The 18,471-nt window shown below is 65.2% G+C and carries 17 protein-coding genes; 8 read left to right on the top strand and 9 right to left on the bottom strand.

What is annotated here, in order from left to right; all coding sequences use genetic code 11:
* Nucleotides 1-361: 361 nt before the first annotated feature.
* From AC5Y42_RS11590 to AC5Y42_RS11625, 8 genes are all read right to left on the bottom strand, one after another.
* Entirely contained in the window at nt 362-3,439 is a 3,078-nt protein-coding gene (locus AC5Y42_RS11590) for a replicative DNA helicase (protein ID WP_499898249.1), read from the bottom strand.
* Between the two features lie 460 nt (nt 3,440-3,899).
* Nucleotides 3,900-4,358 (bottom strand): 50S ribosomal protein L9, encoded by a 459-nt coding sequence (rplI, locus tag AC5Y42_RS11595; RefSeq protein WP_499898251.1) that lies wholly within the window; start codon nt 4,356-4,358, stop codon nt 3,900-3,902.
* Between the two features lie 30 nt (nt 4,359-4,388).
* Entirely contained in the window at nt 4,389-4,643 is a 255-nt protein-coding gene (rpsR, locus tag AC5Y42_RS11600; protein ID WP_499898252.1) for a 30S ribosomal protein S18, read from the bottom strand.
* 31 nt (nt 4,644-4,674) lie between these two features.
* Nucleotides 4,675-5,199: a single-stranded DNA-binding protein gene (locus tag AC5Y42_RS11605; RefSeq protein WP_499898254.1), complete on the bottom strand. Its 525-nt coding sequence runs from the start codon at nt 5,197-5,199 to the stop codon at nt 4,675-4,677.
* Between the two features lie 87 nt (nt 5,200-5,286).
* Nucleotides 5,287-5,577: a 30S ribosomal protein S6 gene (gene rpsF, locus AC5Y42_RS11610; protein ID WP_065015615.1), complete on the bottom strand. Its 291-nt coding sequence runs from the start codon at nt 5,575-5,577 to the stop codon at nt 5,287-5,289.
* A gap of 122 nt (nt 5,578-5,699) precedes the next feature.
* A complete protein-coding gene (locus tag AC5Y42_RS11615) occupies nt 5,700-7,382 on the bottom strand; it encodes a glycosyltransferase family 87 protein (protein ID WP_499898255.1) in 1,683 nt (560 codons plus the stop codon).
* On the bottom strand, nt 7,379-9,910 hold the full coding sequence (locus tag AC5Y42_RS11620; protein ID WP_499898256.1) for a transglycosylase domain-containing protein: 2,532 nt from the start codon (nt 9,908-9,910) through the stop codon (nt 7,379-7,381). Before AC5Y42_RS11620 ends, AC5Y42_RS11615 begins: the two co-directional genes overlap by 4 nt.
* On the bottom strand, nt 9,903-10,337 hold the full coding sequence (locus AC5Y42_RS11625; RefSeq protein ID WP_499898257.1) for a DUF5318 family protein: 435 nt from the start codon (nt 10,335-10,337) through the stop codon (nt 9,903-9,905). The genes AC5Y42_RS11620 and AC5Y42_RS11625 overlap by 8 nt, the downstream gene beginning before the upstream one ends.
* A 91-nt stretch (nt 10,338-10,428) precedes the next feature.
* Here AC5Y42_RS11625 and AC5Y42_RS11630 point away from each other — a divergent pair, with 91 nt between their 5' ends.
* The 5 genes from AC5Y42_RS11630 (at nt 10,429) to AC5Y42_RS11650 (ending at nt 14,699) form a co-directional block, all read left to right on the top strand.
* Nucleotides 10,429-11,292 (top strand): DUF1707 SHOCT-like domain-containing protein, encoded by an 864-nt coding sequence (locus AC5Y42_RS11630; RefSeq protein WP_499898647.1) that lies wholly within the window; start codon nt 10,429-10,431, stop codon nt 11,290-11,292.
* A 132-nt stretch (nt 11,293-11,424) separates the two neighbouring features.
* Nucleotides 11,425-11,967 carry a PadR family transcriptional regulator gene (locus AC5Y42_RS11635; protein ID WP_499898258.1) on the top strand — a complete coding sequence of 181 codons (543 nt, stop codon included), beginning with the start codon at nt 11,425-11,427 and terminating at the stop codon, nt 11,965-11,967.
* 58 nt (nt 11,968-12,025) lie between these two features.
* Entirely contained in the window at nt 12,026-13,120 is a 1,095-nt protein-coding gene (locus tag AC5Y42_RS11640) for an inositol-3-phosphate synthase (protein ID WP_499898259.1), read from the top strand.
* Between the two features lie 74 nt (nt 13,121-13,194).
* A complete protein-coding gene (locus AC5Y42_RS11645) occupies nt 13,195-14,088 on the top strand; it encodes an Rv0045c family esterase (protein ID WP_499898260.1) in 894 nt (297 codons plus the stop codon).
* A 5-nt stretch (nt 14,089-14,093) separates the two neighbouring features.
* Nucleotides 14,094-14,699, top strand: coding sequence for a TetR/AcrR family transcriptional regulator (locus AC5Y42_RS11650; protein WP_499898261.1), 606 nt, complete (start codon nt 14,094-14,096; stop codon nt 14,697-14,699).
* Here AC5Y42_RS11650 and AC5Y42_RS11655 read toward each other — a convergent pair.
* Nucleotides 14,640-15,653 carry an NAD-dependent epimerase/dehydratase family protein gene (locus AC5Y42_RS11655; RefSeq protein ID WP_499898262.1) on the bottom strand — a complete coding sequence of 338 codons (1,014 nt, stop codon included), beginning with the start codon at nt 15,651-15,653 and terminating at the stop codon, nt 14,640-14,642. The two genes, AC5Y42_RS11650 and AC5Y42_RS11655, sit on opposite strands and share 60 nt — an antisense overlap.
* A 54-nt stretch (nt 15,654-15,707) precedes the next feature.
* On the opposite strand from AC5Y42_RS11655, the gene AC5Y42_RS11660 reads away from it, so the two are divergent.
* Genes AC5Y42_RS11660 through AC5Y42_RS11670 form a run of 3 tightly spaced genes read left to right on the top strand, consistent with a single transcriptional unit; the run spans nt 15,708 to nt 18,454 of the window.
* Nucleotides 15,708-16,898, top strand: a complete 1,191-nt coding sequence (locus tag AC5Y42_RS11660; protein ID WP_499898649.1) for an NADH:flavin oxidoreductase — start codon at nt 15,708-15,710, stop codon at nt 16,896-16,898.
* Nucleotides 16,899-16,920: 22 nt separating this feature from the next.
* On the top strand, nt 16,921-17,718 hold the full coding sequence (locus tag AC5Y42_RS11665) for an LLM class F420-dependent oxidoreductase (protein ID WP_499898263.1): 798 nt from the start codon (nt 16,921-16,923) through the stop codon (nt 17,716-17,718).
* 58 nt (nt 17,719-17,776) lie between these two features.
* Nucleotides 17,777-18,454: a GntR family transcriptional regulator gene (locus AC5Y42_RS11670; protein WP_499898264.1), complete on the top strand. Its 678-nt coding sequence runs from the start codon at nt 17,777-17,779 to the stop codon at nt 18,452-18,454.
* The last annotated feature ends 17 nt before the right edge of the window (nt 18,455-18,471 follow it).

Genomic DNA, 18,471 nt, shown 5'->3' on the forward strand with positions numbered 1-18,471 from the left:
GGCAGGATCACTCACGTTGTCGGTACGTAGCACGTCACTCCCGGTGCCGGGTGGGTGGGCTGACGCTGCTGGTCGCCTGGCCGATGTGATCATCGCAATGATTAAGGCGACCTCCTCATGGGCCAGTGGGCTTTCATGGTTCTTGATGAGGATGGCGCTCCGGAGACAAACCGCACCTCATCTACGACCGCCGGCCCGACATATCCGTGAGGTCGTCGAACCGGAGCGGGTGTCTCACTGGATCCGACAATTCCGCCGCTTGCGACACAAGCACATGCGGAAGGTTCCGCTGCGTTCGAAATGAAGTGCTTTGGCTTGGTATCGACTGGCGACGAACAAACCGCATCCGCCGCCGCATTGGTTACCGCGCCATGTTGGCGAACCGCGACAGGTGCAGCTGATGCGCCACCGTCACGGTCTTAGTTGGTCCGTTGCGGTGTTTGGCAAGAATCAAGTCTGCCTCGCCGCCGCGTGGGTCATCGCGCTCGAACGCATCCGGTCGGTGCAGCAGGACCACCATGTCCGCATCTTGTTCGAGGCTGTTATGGACGCTGATCCCATTTGCGACGAAATTATGTGTGTCACTTACGGTTCCGTCGTATACGTCCATCTCGCCAAGGCTGGTGATCTCCACGATCTGATCCCAGAACACATCGCTGGTAGCCAGTGCATGAATCTCGCGGTCTTCAAGCAACGCCGCGGCACGGTGCAGGCGTCCTCGGCTGGGTGCGTGCTTCCACATCGTGGATCCGCAGAACTGCGTTCCCATGGCGGCAGCGAACTGCCTATGTGTCATCTCCCGGCTTACTAATGATGTCTTGACCTGCGTCCACACTTCTTTTGGCACGGTGTCGAGGTTGGTGTTACGGACGACACGCTCGAGTTGAGTAAGCACTTGCTGAGCGGCAACAGCTTTCATGCCGTGTGCGCCCACTTGGCGGACGAACCTCGTCTGGTTTTCCGCACCGTAGATGTACAGATGCCAGCAGTCGCGGTATCCGGCCTTCAATACCCGCTTGATCCGAGCGAAAACGCCGACGCGAAGCAGGAGGGCTGCCACGTCATCGACCAGGCGCCGGCTCGTCGATGCATAGTAGATCCGCGCCACGCCATGCTTGTCGTCCCAGCTCACTGAACCATCGGTCGCCCACAGGTGGCGCAGGAAGAGTGCCACTTGATCGGTCGGCAACGCGAAAACTTTCTGCGGCACGAATTTCTCGTAGCTGCGCAGCCCGAACAGCCCGAGCTCGTCCAGCCATGCGGCGATCGGGTTACGTCGCCCGTGTGTCAAGTGGTATGGCGCCGGGAGCCGCAATGTGGTTACCCGCGCCGCCGGATACTCGTCGCGGATCGTCGCCACGCCGAAGTGCGCCGCAGCAATCGTCACAATCGCCAAGTTGGCTTCGTCTATCGACGCATACCGGATCGGCTGGTTCTTGACACAGGAGCCGTCGCCGATCATGTGTGCGAGCAGTACCACCTCGGAGTCAGCCATTCGCTGCGTGTCAACGGGCTCGGGAACCCGTCGCGGTACAGCGAGCCGGTCGCCAATCTCTAGTTGCTCCAATGGAGTCCAGCCGTCGAGCGTCATGAACGGATGGTTACCGGTAGCCTCTACTTCACGTCCGGAGGCCAGCCGCAGCCGGAACACCTCCTTGCGGCCACTCGGGAAGACGTTGGTCATCGGACGCGCCACCATCCGCAGTTGCTCGTCGAGCGACCACACCAGCGGCCGCTCGCCGGTGCGCATCAGCTCACCAAACGTCACCTCCGCACCCGTGTCGGCGCGCAGGATTCGCGTCGAAGCAGTCAAGCAGCCCGATTCGCGAAGGTCCGATAACATCGGCTTCTTGTCGGTGCGCTGCTCGGGTCCACGGTTGAGCTGGCTGATGGCGATGACCGGGACCTCAAGCTCCTTGGCCAAAAGCTTTAAGTGCCTTGAGAACTCAGAAACCTCGACCTGACGCGATTCGAACTTCTTGCCCGAGGACATCAGCTGCAAGTAGTCGATCACGATCAACCGCAGATCTGATTTCTGCCGCAGCCGTCGCGCTTTGGCGCGGATCTCCATCATCGTCAAGTTCGGTGAGTCGTCGATAAACAGTGGTGCTTCACTGATTTCGCTCATCCGCCGAGCCAGCCGGGTCCAGTCGTCGTCACTCATGCGGCCGGAACGCATATCGGCCAGTTTGATTTTCGCCTCGGCTGACAACAGCCGCATGACGATCTCGGACTTGCTCATCTCCAGCGAGAAGATGACGCTGGCCATCCGGTTCTTGATCGAGCAGGACCGCATGAAATCCAGCCCGAGGGTGGAGTTGTGCGTCGGCACCATGCCCCGGCCGGCCAGATACAGGCTGGCGCCGTTGTCGACCTGCACACAGCGCACCGGAACACTGTTCACCCGTCGCACCGCATCTAGCTGCAGCACCGGCGCCATCAGAGTTGTGCCGCCTTGGGTGTATCGCCCGATCGAGCCGGCGCCGGCGATGGTGTCCAGCCCGCACCGCAACTGGGCCGTGGTTCGGACGCCATAGCCCGTTGGCCACTGGTGATCGGCATCGGCGACAATCACTGTCCCGTCGGAGAACTCGACCTCATAGCAGGGTCGGCCCAGCATCACCTCGGTCGCGGCTACTACTCGTGTCGGCTGGCCGTCAGCGCTGAGCAACAGGTCGCCGACGGCGACATCGCCCATCGTTGTCCAGCCAGTCGGCGTCGGCAGCGGGGTATCCAGCGCCAGTGCCTTGCCGACACCGGGTCGCGCCGCGACGATGATCATCTGCCCGGGATGCAGACCGTTGGTCACCTCGTCGAGTTCGGCGAACCCCGTCGGCACACCGCGCGCCAGCCCGCCGTTGGAGGCGATGGCATCGATTTCGTCCATCGTCGGCTGCAGAAGATCTTCCAGCGGGACGAAGTCCTCGGAGAGCCGCCGGTCGGCCACGTCGTAGATCTCGGCCTGGGCCCGGTCGACCACCTCGGCGACGTCGGCGCCCTCCGCGCCGGCATACCCGTACTGCACCACCCGGGTGCCGGCTTCGACCAGTCGCCGCAGCAGCGCCTTCTCGGCCACGATGCTCGCGTAGTACCCGGCGTTGGCCGCCGTCGGAACCGTCGAGATCAGGTCGTGTAGATACGGCGCGCCACCGATCCGTCGCAGCAGACCGCGGCGGTCAAGTTCGGCGGCTACGGTCACCGCGTCGGCCGGTTCCCCGCGCCCGTACAGGTCGAGGATGGCATCGTAGACGTTCTGGTTCGCCGGCCGGTAAAAGTCGCCTGGCCGCAACCGCTCCAGCACGTCGGCGATGGCGTCCTTGCTCAGCAGCATCCCACCGAGCACCGATTGCTCGGCCGCGAGATCCTGCGGCGGCTGGCGGCCGAAGTCCTCGCTGGGCGCGTCCGTGCCGGGGTTTCCGAGATCGTCAACGACCGCCATGAGCTCCCCACCTCCTCCGGCACACCGGTCGAACGTCCATTCGATCCCGATGCTGTGCACGCTAGGTCAATGCACCGACACTGCCGAGCGCCGGGTTGACGGTAAAGGTTGCTGGCAAGGACTCCAAGTGGTGCTGTTTATGAAGCTGTGGATCGACTGTGCATATCTGTCAGCGGCTGTGTTAGGGGGGTGTGGAGAACCTGTGGAGCACTGTCGAGCCGGACCACATTACTGCAGATAAGCGCACCACAACGGCACGCAAATTGTGTGGATGGGAATCTCTTCGGCGTGTCGTGTCAGGTTGCCGACTCGGGCGTGTTGCGTTGCGGCCGCCTATGCCGCCCGTTAACAGACGGTTACGTTCGCTAATGGGCATTAGGTTGGAAAAGTTCGCCAGCCCAACGCCGACAACCCCGGGGGAGCCGGTTAGGGCTCCCGCCGGGGTAAGTGGTGGAACGGGTCAGCTCGCGGCGACGACGTCCAGCGCGATCTCGACGTTGACGTCGGGATGCAGATGCACCGTGATCGGGTGGGCGCCGAGAGCCTTGATGTGCGCCTTGGGCAGCCGGACGATGCGCTTGTCCAGGTTGGGCCCGCCGGCCTTCTTGATCGCGGCCACGACGTCCCCGGCGGTCACCGATCCGAACAGCTTGCCGCTGTCCCCGGACGTCTTGACCGGCAGCGACACCCCATCCAGCGCCTCGATTGCCGCCTTGAGTTCGTTGGCGTGGTCCAGGTCGCGCACCTGCTTGGTTTCGCGGGCGCGACGGATATCGTCGACCTGCTTCTGGGCGCCCCGAGACGCGACGATCGCCAGCCCCCGCGGCAGCAGAAAGTTGCGTCCATACCCGTCTTTAACCTCGACGGTGTCACCGACGGAACCCAGGTGGTCGACCTCGGCAGTCAAAATCAGCTTCATCGTTTCGTGCTTTCGTTCTGCGGTGCGGATTTACCGCGCCGAGGAGGTGAAGGGCAGCAGCGCTACCTCGCGGGCGTTCTTGACCGCAAGCGCGATGTCGCGCTGATGCTGGACGCAGTTGCCGGTCACCCGGCGAGCGCGGATCTTGCCGCGCTCGCTGATGTAGGTGCGCAACAACGTGGTGTCCTTATAGTCGATCACTTGGCCCTTTTTGGCGCAGAACACGCACTTGCGCGTCTTGACCGGCTTTTCCGGAGCCGGGCGCCGCTTATTGGACTTCGCCATTGTTTGTCTCTTTCGTTCTGTCGTTCAGGTATCAGAAGGGAGGCTCGTCGTCACCGCCGCCGAACGAGCCGGAGGCTGGGGCGCTGCCCCATGGGTCGTCGCCGCCGCCGGCTGCGGGAGCTTGCGCCGGTGCCGGACGGGATCCACCGCCACCACCACCGCCGCCGAAGCCGCCGCCACCGCCGCCGCTGCGGCTGACCTTGTTGACCTTGGCTGTGGCGTAGCGAAGTGATGGGCCGATCTCGTCGACCTCAACCTCGAACACCGTGCGCTTCTCGCCCTCGCGGGTTTCGAATGAACGCTGCTTGAGCCGGCCCTGCACGATCACGCGGGAACCCCGGGTCAAGCTTTCGGCGACGTTCTCCGCGGCTTCCCGCCAGATGTTGCACCGCAGGAACAGCGCCTCGCCGTCCTTCCATTCGCCGGCTTGGCGGTCGTAGATCCGCGGGGTGGAAGCCACGGTGAAGTTCGCCACCGCAGCACCGGACGGGGTGAACCGCAGTTCGGGGTCAGCGGTCAGGTTTCCGACAACGGTGATGGTGGTGTCACCAGCCACAACGACCTCCTGGCATCGGCGGGTGGATTGTCATTTCGCTGAGCCTACGCAAGGGCTACGACGCCCCGCGGCCATTCGCCCACAGGCCTAGTGCTTGTCGGTGCGCATGACCTTGGTGCGCAGCACCGACTCGTTCAGGCTGAGCTGACGGTCAAGCTCGGACACCGTCGCCGGCTCGGCTTTGACGTCGATCACGGCGTAAATGCCCTCAGGGTGCTTCGCGATCTCGTACGCCAGCCGGCGCTTGCCCCAGATGTCGACCTTGTCTACCGTGCCGCCGTCCTTGCGGATGACATTGAGAAAGGTCTCCAACGACGGAGCTACGGTGCGCTCGTCGAGAGTGGGGTCAAGGATGACCATGATTTCGTATGGACGCATGGGAACCTCATCACCTCCTATGGTCGTCTGCGGCCACGGTCTTTTCCGTGGCAGGAGGGTCGCCTGCGTCGGCAACCGACTCAGGCTACCGGACGGTGCACGTGCCTGCGAAATCGCGGCGGTTACCGCGTCGAGACTGCGGTGGCGGTGTCGAGACTGCAGTCAGGTCGCGACTCAGGCGGCGATTTTCGCGCTCTGGACGCAGGCTCGGCGACGCCGGGACGCGGGCGCAGCCAACCCGGCAGCCAGCGCGGCGGTGCATCGTCGGCCCGGTCGAACACCCCGCCCGCTGGATCGTCGATACGCCCGCGCCAACGGACCAGGTCTTCGTCGGGGCGATAAATCTGACGGACTACGATCGCGCACAGCACCACCACCGCGACATCGCGCACCAGCACCGCCGCGGTGAACCACTGCTCGGGCAGGCCACGGTTAGGCACGCCGTACAGGTAGTACATCCGCGGCACCCACACCAAAGCATCCAGCGTCATCCACACCAGCAGCACCCGGCGGTGCGGCAATGCCAACACCGCAAGCGGCACCAGCCACAGCGAAAACTGCGGGCTCCATACCTTGTTGGTCAACAGGAACGCCGCGACCACCAAAAACGCCAACTGCGCAACCCGGGGTCGCTGCGGGGCGGTCAATGCGACGTAACCGATTGCCAGGCAACACAACGCGAACGACACCGCCACGACGGTGTTCAGCACCGTCGGCGGCTGCCAGAAACCCAGGGAGGGGTCGAAACCCCGCCAACCGGTAAACGATTTGACGACGTTGTACATCGAATCCATGTCGTCGCCGCGACGGGTGTTGAGCCGGAAAAACTCCGACCAGCCGCGCGGAAACAGCACCATCACAGGCAAATTCACCAACAACCACGTCGCCACCGTCGTGGCCGCGGTGCGGGCCAACTCACCGAGGCGACCGGTCCTGATACCCAGCACCAGCAACGGGCCCAGCAGTAGCAAGGGGTAGAGCTTGGCGGCAACACCGAGGCCGATGAGCACACCGGCCCACACCGGCCGTCGGCGCGACCACGCCAGCAGTCCGCCCATGGCGAAAGCTGTTGCCAGCGCATCGAAATTGGTGAACATCTGAAAGATGATCAACGGTGACGCGGCGACCAGTGCCGCATCCCACACCCGCCGGCCCGATAATCGCGAGGTGGCCCACACGGTAGCCAGCCACGCCAACGCCAAGCCCAGCGCAGCGACGTCGAAGAACACCACCACTTCGGCGATCACCGGCAGCGGGATCAGCTTGCTCAACGCGGTATAGGTCTTCGCCAGCGCCATCGACACGTACTGGTAGACCCCGGTCAACACCGGATACTCCATGTAGCGCACCGCGGGCTGACCGTCGTACCGCACCTGCGGTTTGCCGCCGGCGTCGGTTTCGACCCAGCTCGACTTGTAGGGAAACTTGCCCTGGCTCAACAACTCTGCGCCGTAAAGCGGCACCGTGTCGGAGTAGCACAGCTCGTAATAGGCCCGCTGATTTTGCCAATTAGCCACCCGCTGGTCCCCCGGTCCGGACCCGGTGGTCACCAAACACGGCGCCTTGGTCGACCATCCCAGCGCCAAGAACACCAGCGCAAACACGAACATCACCCGCAACGGCGTCCACAATCTGGTCCGGCCGATCACCGCATGCCGGCCCACCGGGCCACCGATGACGCCCGCCAGTGCCGAGCCCAAAAAGTCAGTGCGGCTTGGACAATCGCGGTCGTCGACAGTACGTAAATCAGCAGCCAACGGCCCCGGCGAAACCGTGGCGGAACGGCCTGGTGAGGCGTCCGTCACGGCGGCGGCGGAACAGGCGCCTCGGGTGCTCCGGGCGCCGGCCCGACGGGGACGACGGGAGCGGCGGGGATGGTCGTGGGTGGTCCGATCGGGATGGTGATGCCCGGAGCCACTTCGATGCTGGGCTGGATAACCGTGCCGGGCGGCGGTTCCTCCGGCTTCGGTGGCGGCGGTGGGGGCGCAGCCGGGACACCCGCGTACCCACCGATTTCGGTTGGCTTCGGGAAGGATTCGTTGTTGGTGCCCTTCAGAGCACCATCCATCGTCGCCTTCCAGATGTCGGACGGCAGCCCCGAACCGTAGACCGGCGAGCCCCACTTGTTGACCAGTGGCTCGTTGTCCTGAGTGGTGCCCACCCACACCGCCGTCGACAACGACGGGGTGTAACCGACCATCCAGGCGTCCTTGTTGGCATCGGTGTCGCCCAATTGGGTGGTCCCGGTCTTGGCCGCCGACGGCCGGCCCCCGGCCAGGTTGTGCCCGCGTGAATACCCGGCGATCGGTTGCATGGCCGACGTGACGTTGTCGGCGACGGCCTTGTCGATGCGCTGTTCGCCGGAGTTGTCCGACGCGCTGGCGTCGAAAAGCACCTTGCCGTCAGAGTTGACCACCTTCTGCACGAAATGCGGCGCGTGGTAGACGCCGGAGTCGGCCAGCGTGGCGTATGCGGAGGCCATGTCCATCACCCGGGTTTGGTACTGGCCCAGCACGATCCCGTTGTTCGGCGGCCCGCCCTCACCGTCTTCGGACAGCGTGTGCGACACCCCTGGGAAGCTGGTGGCTATGCCCGCTTGGTGCGCGGCCTCAGCGACGTCCTCGGGGCCGTTTTTGAGTTTGAGCATCAGCCGGTAATACGAGGTGTTCAACGACCGCTTGAGCGCCTCGCCGATGTTGCAGGTTCCACAGCTTTCGCCCTCGACATTGCTGATCTTGATGCCGTCGACCGTGAGCGGGGAGCTGTCAACCTGATATCCCAGACCGATGCCTTGTTCCAACGCGGCGATCAGGGCGAACACCTTGAACGACGACCCGGTCTGCAGACCGGCCTGGGCGAAGTCGAAGCCGTAGGCATCAGTCCCGCCGTAGTAGGCCTTCACCGCGCCGTCATGCGGATCGATCGAAACCACCGCGGCCCGCATGTCGGGACCCTGTCCCTCGAGGTACTTCGCCACCGCCTTCTCCGCCGCCTTCTGGGCCTGCGGATCGATGCTGGTGGTGATCTGCAGTCCCTGCGTGTTGAGGGTCTGCTCGTCGATGTTGAACAGGTCGAGCAGCTCCTTGGTCACCTGCCGCTCGATCAGACCGTTAGGCCCGGTGGTTTGGTTCTGCGCACTGGCCTGGTCCGGCGGCACCGTCGCCGGAAACTCTTGGATAGCACGATCCTTCGGCGTCAACGCCTCGGTTTCGACCATGCCGTCGAGCACCCAGTTCCACCGGATTCTGGCGCCGCCGGGATCGACGGCGGGATCCAGCGTCGACGGGCGTTGGATCAGCGCGGCCAGCAGGGCGCCTTCGGCGACGTCGAGTTGCTCGACGGGTTTGTCGAAGTAGGCCTTGGCTGCTGCTGAAATCCCGTATGCGCCGCGGCCGAAGTAGATGATGTTGAGGTAGGCCTGCAGCACATCGTCTTTTGACCACTCCCCCGACATCTTGGTGGCGATGACGAGTTCTTTGGCCTTGCGGATCAATCCGCTGACCCCGGCGCGCTGCGAGCCCACCAGTGCGTTCTTGACGTATTGCTGGGTGATCGTCGAGCCGCCCTGAGTATCACCGCCGAAGACGTTGTTCTTCACCGCCCGCGCGAAACCCGAGAGCGAGAACCCCGGATTGGAATAGAAATTGCGGTCTTCGGCGGCCAGTACCGCCTGGCGCACGTGCACCGGCACCTGGTTGATGTTGACGTCAACCCGGTTGCCTTCGGGCGGAACGATTTTGGCGAGTTCTGAGCCGTCACTGGCCAGGATCGTCGACACCTGGTTGGTCCGAATGTCGCCGGGATTGGGCACATCGACGATCAGGTAGGCCATCGCGAACGTGACGATCGGCAACAGCAACACCACCGCCGCCGTCACGTAGAGCCCACGCCGGACCCACATCCAGTTGATCCGCCGCAGCCAGGTCCAGTCCAGCTGGCGGAACCACTCCCAGTTCGGTTGCGCCGGGCTGCGGGGCGGCGGACCGGGCGGGCCGCCACCGGGCGGTTGTCCGCCGCCACGCCGTTCCCCGAATGATGGCGCTCGTTCGCGACCGAGATCGTCCCGTGCACTCCTCGACGGCGAGTCGGCGTCCAATGCGGCCTTGACCGCCTCGATCGGGTCACGCAGTCGCTGTGATCGGTCATCAGTGACCGCGGGAAGAACCGTCGTCAATCGGTCGTCCGGCGGGACGGGCCGACGCTGCCGCGGACCGGGCGTTCGATGACCACTGCGGCCCTTGTCGCCCTCCGATCGGCGCTCGGACTCACCGTCAGCCGCTGACCCGCTGGGGCCGTCAGTGGCTGACCGGTCTTGGCGCCCTTCGTTATTCACTGGCCGTGCGGGCGCCGTTGCGCGCCGTCCGCGTGCTGCGCGATCCCCCGGGCGGGCTGGCGGGACGTGCGGTGCCGAGCACATACGACTTGACCAGGTGATTCCAGCTACAGGTCCGGCATACCTCCACGACGTGTACCGAGAACTCCTCGTAGCGGGTCGCCAGCACCACCAGCTCCTCGGCAGTGCGCGCCGAACCGGAAACCGCGCCCAGATGGTCTCCGAACACCCACGACACCAGCGTGAGCTGCTCCTTGCGGCAGATCGGGCACATCACCGGACTGGCCTTGCCGTGGAACTTCGCGGCGCGCAGCAGATACGGGTTGGCGTCACACACTTCGGACACACCGGTTCGCCCCGAATAGACCTCTGCCAACAGTGAGCGACGCCGAAGCGCATAGTCCACTACCTGTCGCTGCAATCGCACGCCCACCAGAGTACGACGAGTGACCGAGTACCGATGTGTGACCGACCCGGCGAACGAATTCGAGCTGCGCGTTTCTGCGTTGCGGCGCACTGTGGGCTCTACGATCATCGCCGTGGCGACGCGGCAAACGACGGCGACCCGGGCCAAAGACAGCGACCGGGACGACACGTGCAAGATTCTCGACGGCGCGCTCAACGAGGGACAGCTGTCCATGGCGGAGCACCGGGAACGGATCAGCGCCGCGACCAGTGCGGTGACACTCGGTGATCTGCACACGCTGGTGGGTGATCTGCAGACCGCCAGCGCCCTGGTGCAACTGCCGACACTCGCCAAATCCCCGACGCTCGGCAGCCGCGGTATCGCCGCGGCGGCGCTGGTCGTCGCGGTGTTGCTCGGTATCGGAATTGGCTGGGGTCTCTACGGCAACACCAGCTCACCGCTGAGCTTCACGTCGGATCCCGGCGAAAAACCCGACGGTATCGCGCCGGTGGTACTGACTCCGCCGCGGCAGCTGCAGTCGCTGGGCGGCTTGACCGGACTGATGGAACAGGCGCGCAAGAAGTTCGGCGACACCATGGGCTACCGCCTGGTGATCTACCCCGACTACGCGTCGATGGAGCGCGCGGACCCCAACGAGCAGCGACGGCAATTGAGCTACACCTACCGCGGCGGGTGGGGCGATCCGACCAGCTCAGCCAAGAGCGGTGACGCTGCGCTTGTCGACTTGGGGCAGTTCGACCCGAAGGCGACGGTCGGCATCCTGCGGGGGGCCCCGGAAACGCTGGGCATCAAGCCGGCCGACGTCAAGTCCACGTATCTGATCGTGCAGCCCTCGCGCGACCCGACCACGCCGGAGGCAGTGTCATTGTCGGTGTATGTCTCCAGCGACTACGGCAGCGGATACATCGAGTTCGCCGGTGACGGCTCCGTCAAACGGGTGAACTACCCGTCGTAAGGCCGTCGTAAAGCTGAACGCAGTGCGAACGGCAGCTGGTGTGGTGGCAAATATATCGGGGCGATACTATTGCGCGAAGCTATACCCCGACATATCCAACCGTCGTAACGGCCGAGCAAAGGAGGTGACTCGATGCTGGAGCTTGCCATCCTCGGCCTTCTGCTCGAGTCGCCCATGCACGGCTACGAGCTGCGCAAACGGCTGACCGGTCTGCTCGGCGCGTTTCGGGCGTTTTCCTACGGGTCGCTCTACCCGGCGCTGCGCCGCATGCAGGCCGACGGGCTGATTGCCGAGGACGCCGCCCCCGCCGGGACACCGGTGCGACGGGCCCGTCGGGTGTATCAGCTGACCGACGCCGGCCGCCAACGGTTTTCTGAGCTGGTGGCCGACACCGGGCCGCACAACTACACGGACGACGGCTTCGGGGTGCACTTGGCGTTCTTCAACCGCACCCCGGCCGAAGCGCGGATGCGCATCCTGGAGGGTCGGCGCCGCCAGGTCGAGGAACGCCGTGAGGGCCTGCGTGAAGCAGTGACGCGGGCCAGCAACTCGTTCGACCGCTACACCCGCCAGCTGCACCAGCTCGGGCTGGAGTCGAGCGAACGGGAAGTCAACTGGCTCAACGAGCTGATCGCAGCTGAACGCGTGGCGCAACACCGCGCGGAGCAGTCCTAGAACAATCCAGCAACACCGAAATACCCACGACACAGGGAGAAGTAAGGAGAACGCCCTAATGACTGAGCAAACCGCGGCAGAGGCGTCGACAGACATCCGGGTCGCCATCGTCGGCGTCGGCAACTGCGCGTCCTCGCTGGTACAGGGCGTCCAGTACTACCAGAACGCTGACGAGGCGGCCTCGGTGCCGGGCCTGATGCACGTGCGCTTCGGGCCGTACCACGTGCGCGACGTCAAGTTCGTCGCCGCGTTTGATGTGGACGCCAAGAAGGTCGGCTTCGATTTGTCCGAGGCGATCTTCGCGTCGGAGAACAACACCATCAAGATCGCCGACGTGCCGCCCACCGACGTGGTGGTGCAGCGGGGCCCGACGCTGGATGGCATCGGCAAGTACTACGCCGACACCATCGAGGTGTCCGACGTCGACGCCGTCGACGTGGTGAAGGCGCTGCGCGACGCCAAGGTCGACGTGCTGGTCTCCTACCTGCCGGTGGGCTCGGAAGAGGCCGACAAGTTCTACGCCCAGTGCGCGATCGACGCAGGCGTCGCGTTCGTCAACGCGCTGCCGGTGTTCATTGCCTCCGACCCGGTGTGGGCCAAGAAGTTCGTCGACGCGGGAGTGCCGATCGTCGGCGACGACATCAAGAGCCAGGTCGGCGCGACGATCACCCACCGGGTGATGGCCAAGCTGTTCGAGGACCGCGGCGTGCAGCTTGACCGCACGATGCAGCTCAACGTGGGTGGCAACATGGACTTCCTCAACATGCTCGAACGCGAGCGGCTGGAGTCGAAGAAGATCTCGAAGACGCGGGCCGTGACGTCGAACCTGCAGCGCGAGTTCAAGACCAAGGACGTGCACATCGGCCCGTCCGACCACGTCGGCTGGCTCGACGACCGCAAGTGGGCCTATGTGCGGCTGGAAGGCCGCGCCTTCGGCGATGTGCCGTTGAACCTGGAGTACAAGCTCGAGGTGTGGGACTCGCCCAACTCGGCGGGCGTGATCATCGACGCGGTGCGGGCGGCCAAGATCGCCAAGGACCGTGGAGTCGGCGGCCCGATCGTGCCGGCGTCGGCCTACCTGATGAAGAGCCCGCCGAAACAGCTGCCCGACGACGTCGCGCGCGCCCAACTCGAACAGTTCATCATCGGTTAGCGCGATGTTGACTCTGCGCTGACCAGACAAGCTACTCGCACTTTTGTCTGGTAGACGCAGAGTCAGTGCGAAATATGACCGACGACGAACTGGCCGGACTCTCCGAGTTCGCGCTGCTGCATGAAAACGCCGAGCAGGCCGGAGTGACACGCCGGCTGCCGGACGTGCACCGGATCGATACCGGTGGCATCAGCGCGATGCGCTGGGATGAGCGCCCGCCGCGGGTGGTCTTCCTGCACGGCGGCGGGCAGAACGCGCACACCTGGGACACCGTGATCGCCGGGGTGGGCGAGCCGGCGTTGGCGGTGGACCTGCCCGGCCACGGCCACTCGATGTGGCGCGACGACGGCGACTACTCACCGCAGCTCAACGCCGACGCCCTGGCGCCGGTGTTGCGCACGCTGGCGCCGACCGCCGAGCTTGTTGTCGGCATGTCGCTCGGCGGGCTCACCGCGATCCGGTTGGCGGCGATGGCACCAGAGCTCGTCAATGAACTCGTGCTCATCGACGTCACTCCGTCGGCGTTGCAGCGGCACGCCGAAATGACCAAGGAGCAGCAGGGCACCGTGGCCTTGATGCACGGCGAGCGCGAGTTCCCCAGCTTCGAAGCCATGCTGGAGTTGACTACCGCCGCCGCGCCACACCGGGACCCGAAGGCGTTGCGCCGCGGCGTGTTCCACAACTCTCGGCGGCTCGACGACGGCCGCTGGACGTGGCGCTACGACACCATCCGCACCTTTCCCGACTTCGCAAGTCTGTGGACCGACGTCGACGCCCTGCCCGCGCCCGTCACCTTAATTCGCGGCGGCGCCTCCGGATTCGTCAGCGACGATGACGTCGCTGAATTAAGCCGTCGCGCACAGCATTTTCGCGGCGCGCACATCGTCGAGAATTCGGGCCACTCGGTGCAAAGCGACCAGCCTCGCGCACTGGTCGAGATTCTGCGGGCAGTGCTCGACGCGCGCTGAGCCAGATGACCAACGACGATCACCGCGGCACCTCTGTCGGTCGGCCGCGCGACACGTCGATCGACGAGCGGGTGCTATCGGTAACGCGGGAGTTGCTGGCGGAAGTCGGCTGGGACGACCTGAGCATGCGCTTGGTTGCGGCGCGGGCCGGGGTTGGCCGATCCAGCGTGAACCGTCGCTGGGCCTCTAAAGCGGAGCTGGTGCTGCACGCGATATTGGGCGAAACTCCCGATCTGTCACCGTTTTCCGGTACTGACGTGACCGGCTGGATGCAGTGGGTGGTGCGCGGCAGTCACGAGCTTTTCAGCAGAGCCGACGTGCGGGCGGCGGTGCCGGGCTTGCTGCTGGCGCTCAGTGAAAACGACGAACTCCGCAAGACCTTGTGGGCGGAGTTCAGCGGCCCCGCGGTTCGGCTGTTCGCCGACGACGTGAACGCGACGACGCGTCCCGAACGACGACGCGCCGACCTCGACGCCCGGGCGTCGCTGGCCATGGCGGCGGGCGCCGCGCTATTCGTGACGACGATTGCGGTCGAAGACGACTCCCCGGCGCTACGAAACCGGATCGCGCAATTGCTGACTACGGCTATCACCGCGTCCCGCACGCAATGACTCGATGATCGCGGCTTTCGGGCAGCGCCAGGTGATCCCGAGCTCGCGCAGCGTCTTGCTGTCGTCGGTGGGGGTGGCGGCGGTCAAGAGCATCGCCGCCTCGTAGCTCAGCCCGTCGGCGAGTGTCAGGTAGCGGCCGGCCACGTCGGCGAGTCGGCCTACGCCACGAAACACGCTCGGCGACACCGGGACACGTCGCACGCGCCGCCCCAAACCCTCTTCGAGCGCGTCAACCATCTCGTCAAATCTGAGCAGCTGCCCACCGCAGACGTAGCGGCGGGGCCCCCGGCCGGCTTCCATAATCCGCGAATGCACGTCGGCGACGTCACGCACGTCGACCATCTGCATGCCGCCCCGCACGCTCGGCGCGACCGCCCAGCGCACGATCGGCGCCCAGCCTCGTTCGGTCACCCCGGGGGGTGTGCCGAACGCGGGGCCCACCACACTCGAGGGATAGGTGACCACGACCGGTGCGCCGGTGTCCTGGAGTCGCCGGGCAACCCGGTCGGCGTAGCCCTTGGTCTTGGCGTATGCGCTGCGGCCGGCTGCCGTCGGCGAGTCCGGCGAGATGATTCCGTTCGGCGGCGGAAACAGGGCGCTGTAGCTGCTCACCGACACCACCGGATCAAGGCCAAGTTCGACGGCGCGGGTGAGAATCATTTCGGTTGCATAGGCGTTGATGTCCCACATCGCCTGGGCTCGGCGTTCATCGGTGCCGACAATGCCGGCCGCATGCAACACGGCATCAGCGCCGCCCAGCAGTTCTTCGATCGTCGACGCCGCCCGAACGTCACCGACGACGACCGCCACCGAGCCGAGCGTGCGAAACCGATCGACGACGGCCGCCGGGTCATCCGGTGCCACCAACAGACTTACCTCGTGGCCGGCCTGCAGCAACGCCCGCACGGTGTGCGCCCCCAGATAGCCGGTTCCACCAGTGACCGCGATGCGCACCGATCAGCCTCCTCGCCATGACGGAACTCTCCGCCGTACTATATTTCGATGCCAATGGTATCGAAACTAGCCTTCACGTCAACGCGGCTGGGCCCGCTGACCCTGAAGAACAGGTTCGTCAAAGCGGCAACGTTTGAGGGCGTGATGCCGCGCGGCCAGGTCAGCGACGCGCTGATCGATTTCCACGCCGAAGTCGCCCGCGGCGGCGCGGCCATGACGACCGTCGCCTACTGTGCAATTTCACCCGGTGGCCGGGTTCATCGCGACACCGTCGTGCTGGACCGCGATCACATATCGCAGTTGCGCCGGCTCACCGACGCAGTGCATGCCGAGGGCGCCCTGGTCTGCGCGCAGATCGGCCATGCGGGACTGGTCGCCAACACACTGTCGAATCGGACGTCGACGCTGGCGCCGTCGACCCGGCTCAGCGCACCGGGCATGGGGCTGGTGCGGGCCGCTACCATCGAACAACTCGACGACGTCGTCCACGACTTCGCCGCAGCCGCCGCCAACGCCGTCGAAGCCGGCTTCGACGCGATCGAAATCCACATGGGCCACGGTTATCTGCTCAGCTCGTTCTTCAGCCCGAATGTGAACAAACGCTCCGACCGCTACGGCGGCGACACCGCGCGGCGTGCCGAGCTGGCCCGTCGCGTAGCCGAGCGCGTTCGGCTCACCGTCGGGCAATCTGTCGCCGTCACCGCGAAGTTCAACATGGACGACGGGGTACGCGGCGGCTTCTGGTTGAGCGACAGCCTGCCCACGGCGCGCCTCCTGGAATCCGACGGACACCTCGATGCGCTGCAACTGACCGGCGGCAGTTCGCTACTCAATCCGATGTACTACTTCCGCGGCGATGTCCCCCTCGACGAGTTCATCGCCTCTCAGCCTCGGCTGGTGGGATTGGGCCTACGGGTTATCGGTCGACGGCTGTTCCGCGCCTACCCTTTTGAGGAAGCGTTCTTCTTACCGCTCGCACGCCAATTTCGGGCGGCGCTGTCGATGCCGCTGATGTTGCTCGGCGGGATCAACCGGTTCGATACGGTCGAAGAGGCGCTTGACGACGGGTTCGAGTTGGTGGCCATGGCCCGCGCGCTGCTCCGAGACCCGAACCTGGTCAATCGCTTCCGCGAGGGCAGCACCCGCGAAGGGCTGTGCATCCACTGCATGAAATGCATGCCCACCGTTTACAGCGGAACACACTGTACGGTCCGCCGAATTGCGAGCGGCCTGCCGACCGGATGAGCTCGAGTCCTACGGTGGTGGCATGACTCGCCCCGTCCGTATCGCCGTGCAACTGCAACCGCAACACGCCCCGCAATACAGCTACCTCCGTGACGCGGTCCGCCGCTGCGAAGACATCGGTGTCGACATCGCCTTCAACTGGGACCATTTCTTTCCGCTCTACGGCGATCGCGAAGGCGCCCACTTCGAGTGCTGGACGATGCTGGCCGCCTGGGCCGAGCAGACGTCGCGTATCCAGCTGGGTGCGCTGGTCAGCTGCAATTCCTACCGCAATCCGGAACTGCTCGCGGACATGGCTCGCACCGTCGACCACATTTCCGACGGCCGGCTGATTCTGGGCATCGGCTCGGGCTGGAAGCGCAGAGACTACGACGAGTACGGCTACGAATTCGGCACTGCCGGCAGCCGACTCGACGACCTGGCCCTCGCGTTGCCCCGCATCAAAGCGCGGCTGGCCAAGCTCAATCCGGCCCCCACCCGCCAGATCCCGATACTGATCGGCGGTGAGGGTGAGAAGAAGACGCTGCGCCTGGTCGCCGAGCACGCCGACATCTGGCACAGCTTCGCCAATACTGAGAGCTATCCGGCCAAGTCGGCGGTGCTGGTCGACCACTGCAGCACTGTCGGTCGGGCAGCAGACGAGGTCGAACGCTCGACGGCAGTTGGCGGCGAGACGGGCCGCGGCGGGCCGGATGAGCTGATCGCCGAGGCGGAGGCGCTGATCGGCCTCGGTGTCACGCTGCTGACCGTCGGCTGTAACGGGCCGGACTACGACCTGACCGCCGCAGAAACGTTGTGCCGGTGGCGGGATCGCGGGTAGGACACTCACAGCCTCGCATGAGAAACTGGCCCGCGGATTCGTCGACGGGAATTGAGCGATGCCCAAGAAATACGGGGCGAAGGAAAAGGACCAGGTTGTCGGCTACATCCTCAACCAAATCCTGACCGGCAAGCTGCGCACCGGCGACCGCGTCGACCGCAACGAAGTCGCCCGGGAACTGGGGATGAGCCGCGTCCCGATCCAGGAAGCCGTCGTGCAGCTGGAACACGACGGGGTGCTGTCCACCCAGTATCACCGCGGCGCGTTCGTCGAGCGGTTCGACGAGGACACCATCTTCGAGCATCACGAGTTGCACGGCGTGCTGATCGGCATCGCGTCGGCGCGGGCCGCCGCCAACCCCACTCCACGGATCCTCGATCAGCTCGACGCCCTGATCCGCTCACTGCGCAGCGCGAAGGAACCACGCGCTTTCCAGCAGACCGCGCGTGAATACCGGCGCGCCGTCAACGACGAATACGCCGGTCCGCGACTCCACGCCGCGATCCGCGCGTCGGCGAGCCTGATTCCGCGGGCGTTCTTGCTCAGCTACCCCAACGTCGTCGCCGAGATGTTGCCGTTCTACGAGGCGGAGACCGCCGCGATCCACGGCCGCGATCCCGACGCCGCGCGGGCCGCGTGCAGCGGCTGCGCCGCGTTGATGGCCAAGATCATGGTGACCGAACTCGTGCGTCGTGGAGTGCTCGCTCCGCCGCAGAAGCCCGCTGCCGCGTTCTGAGCCAGTCGGCTGAACGT

This window comes from Mycobacterium sp. NGS48 (assembly GCF_059812585.1).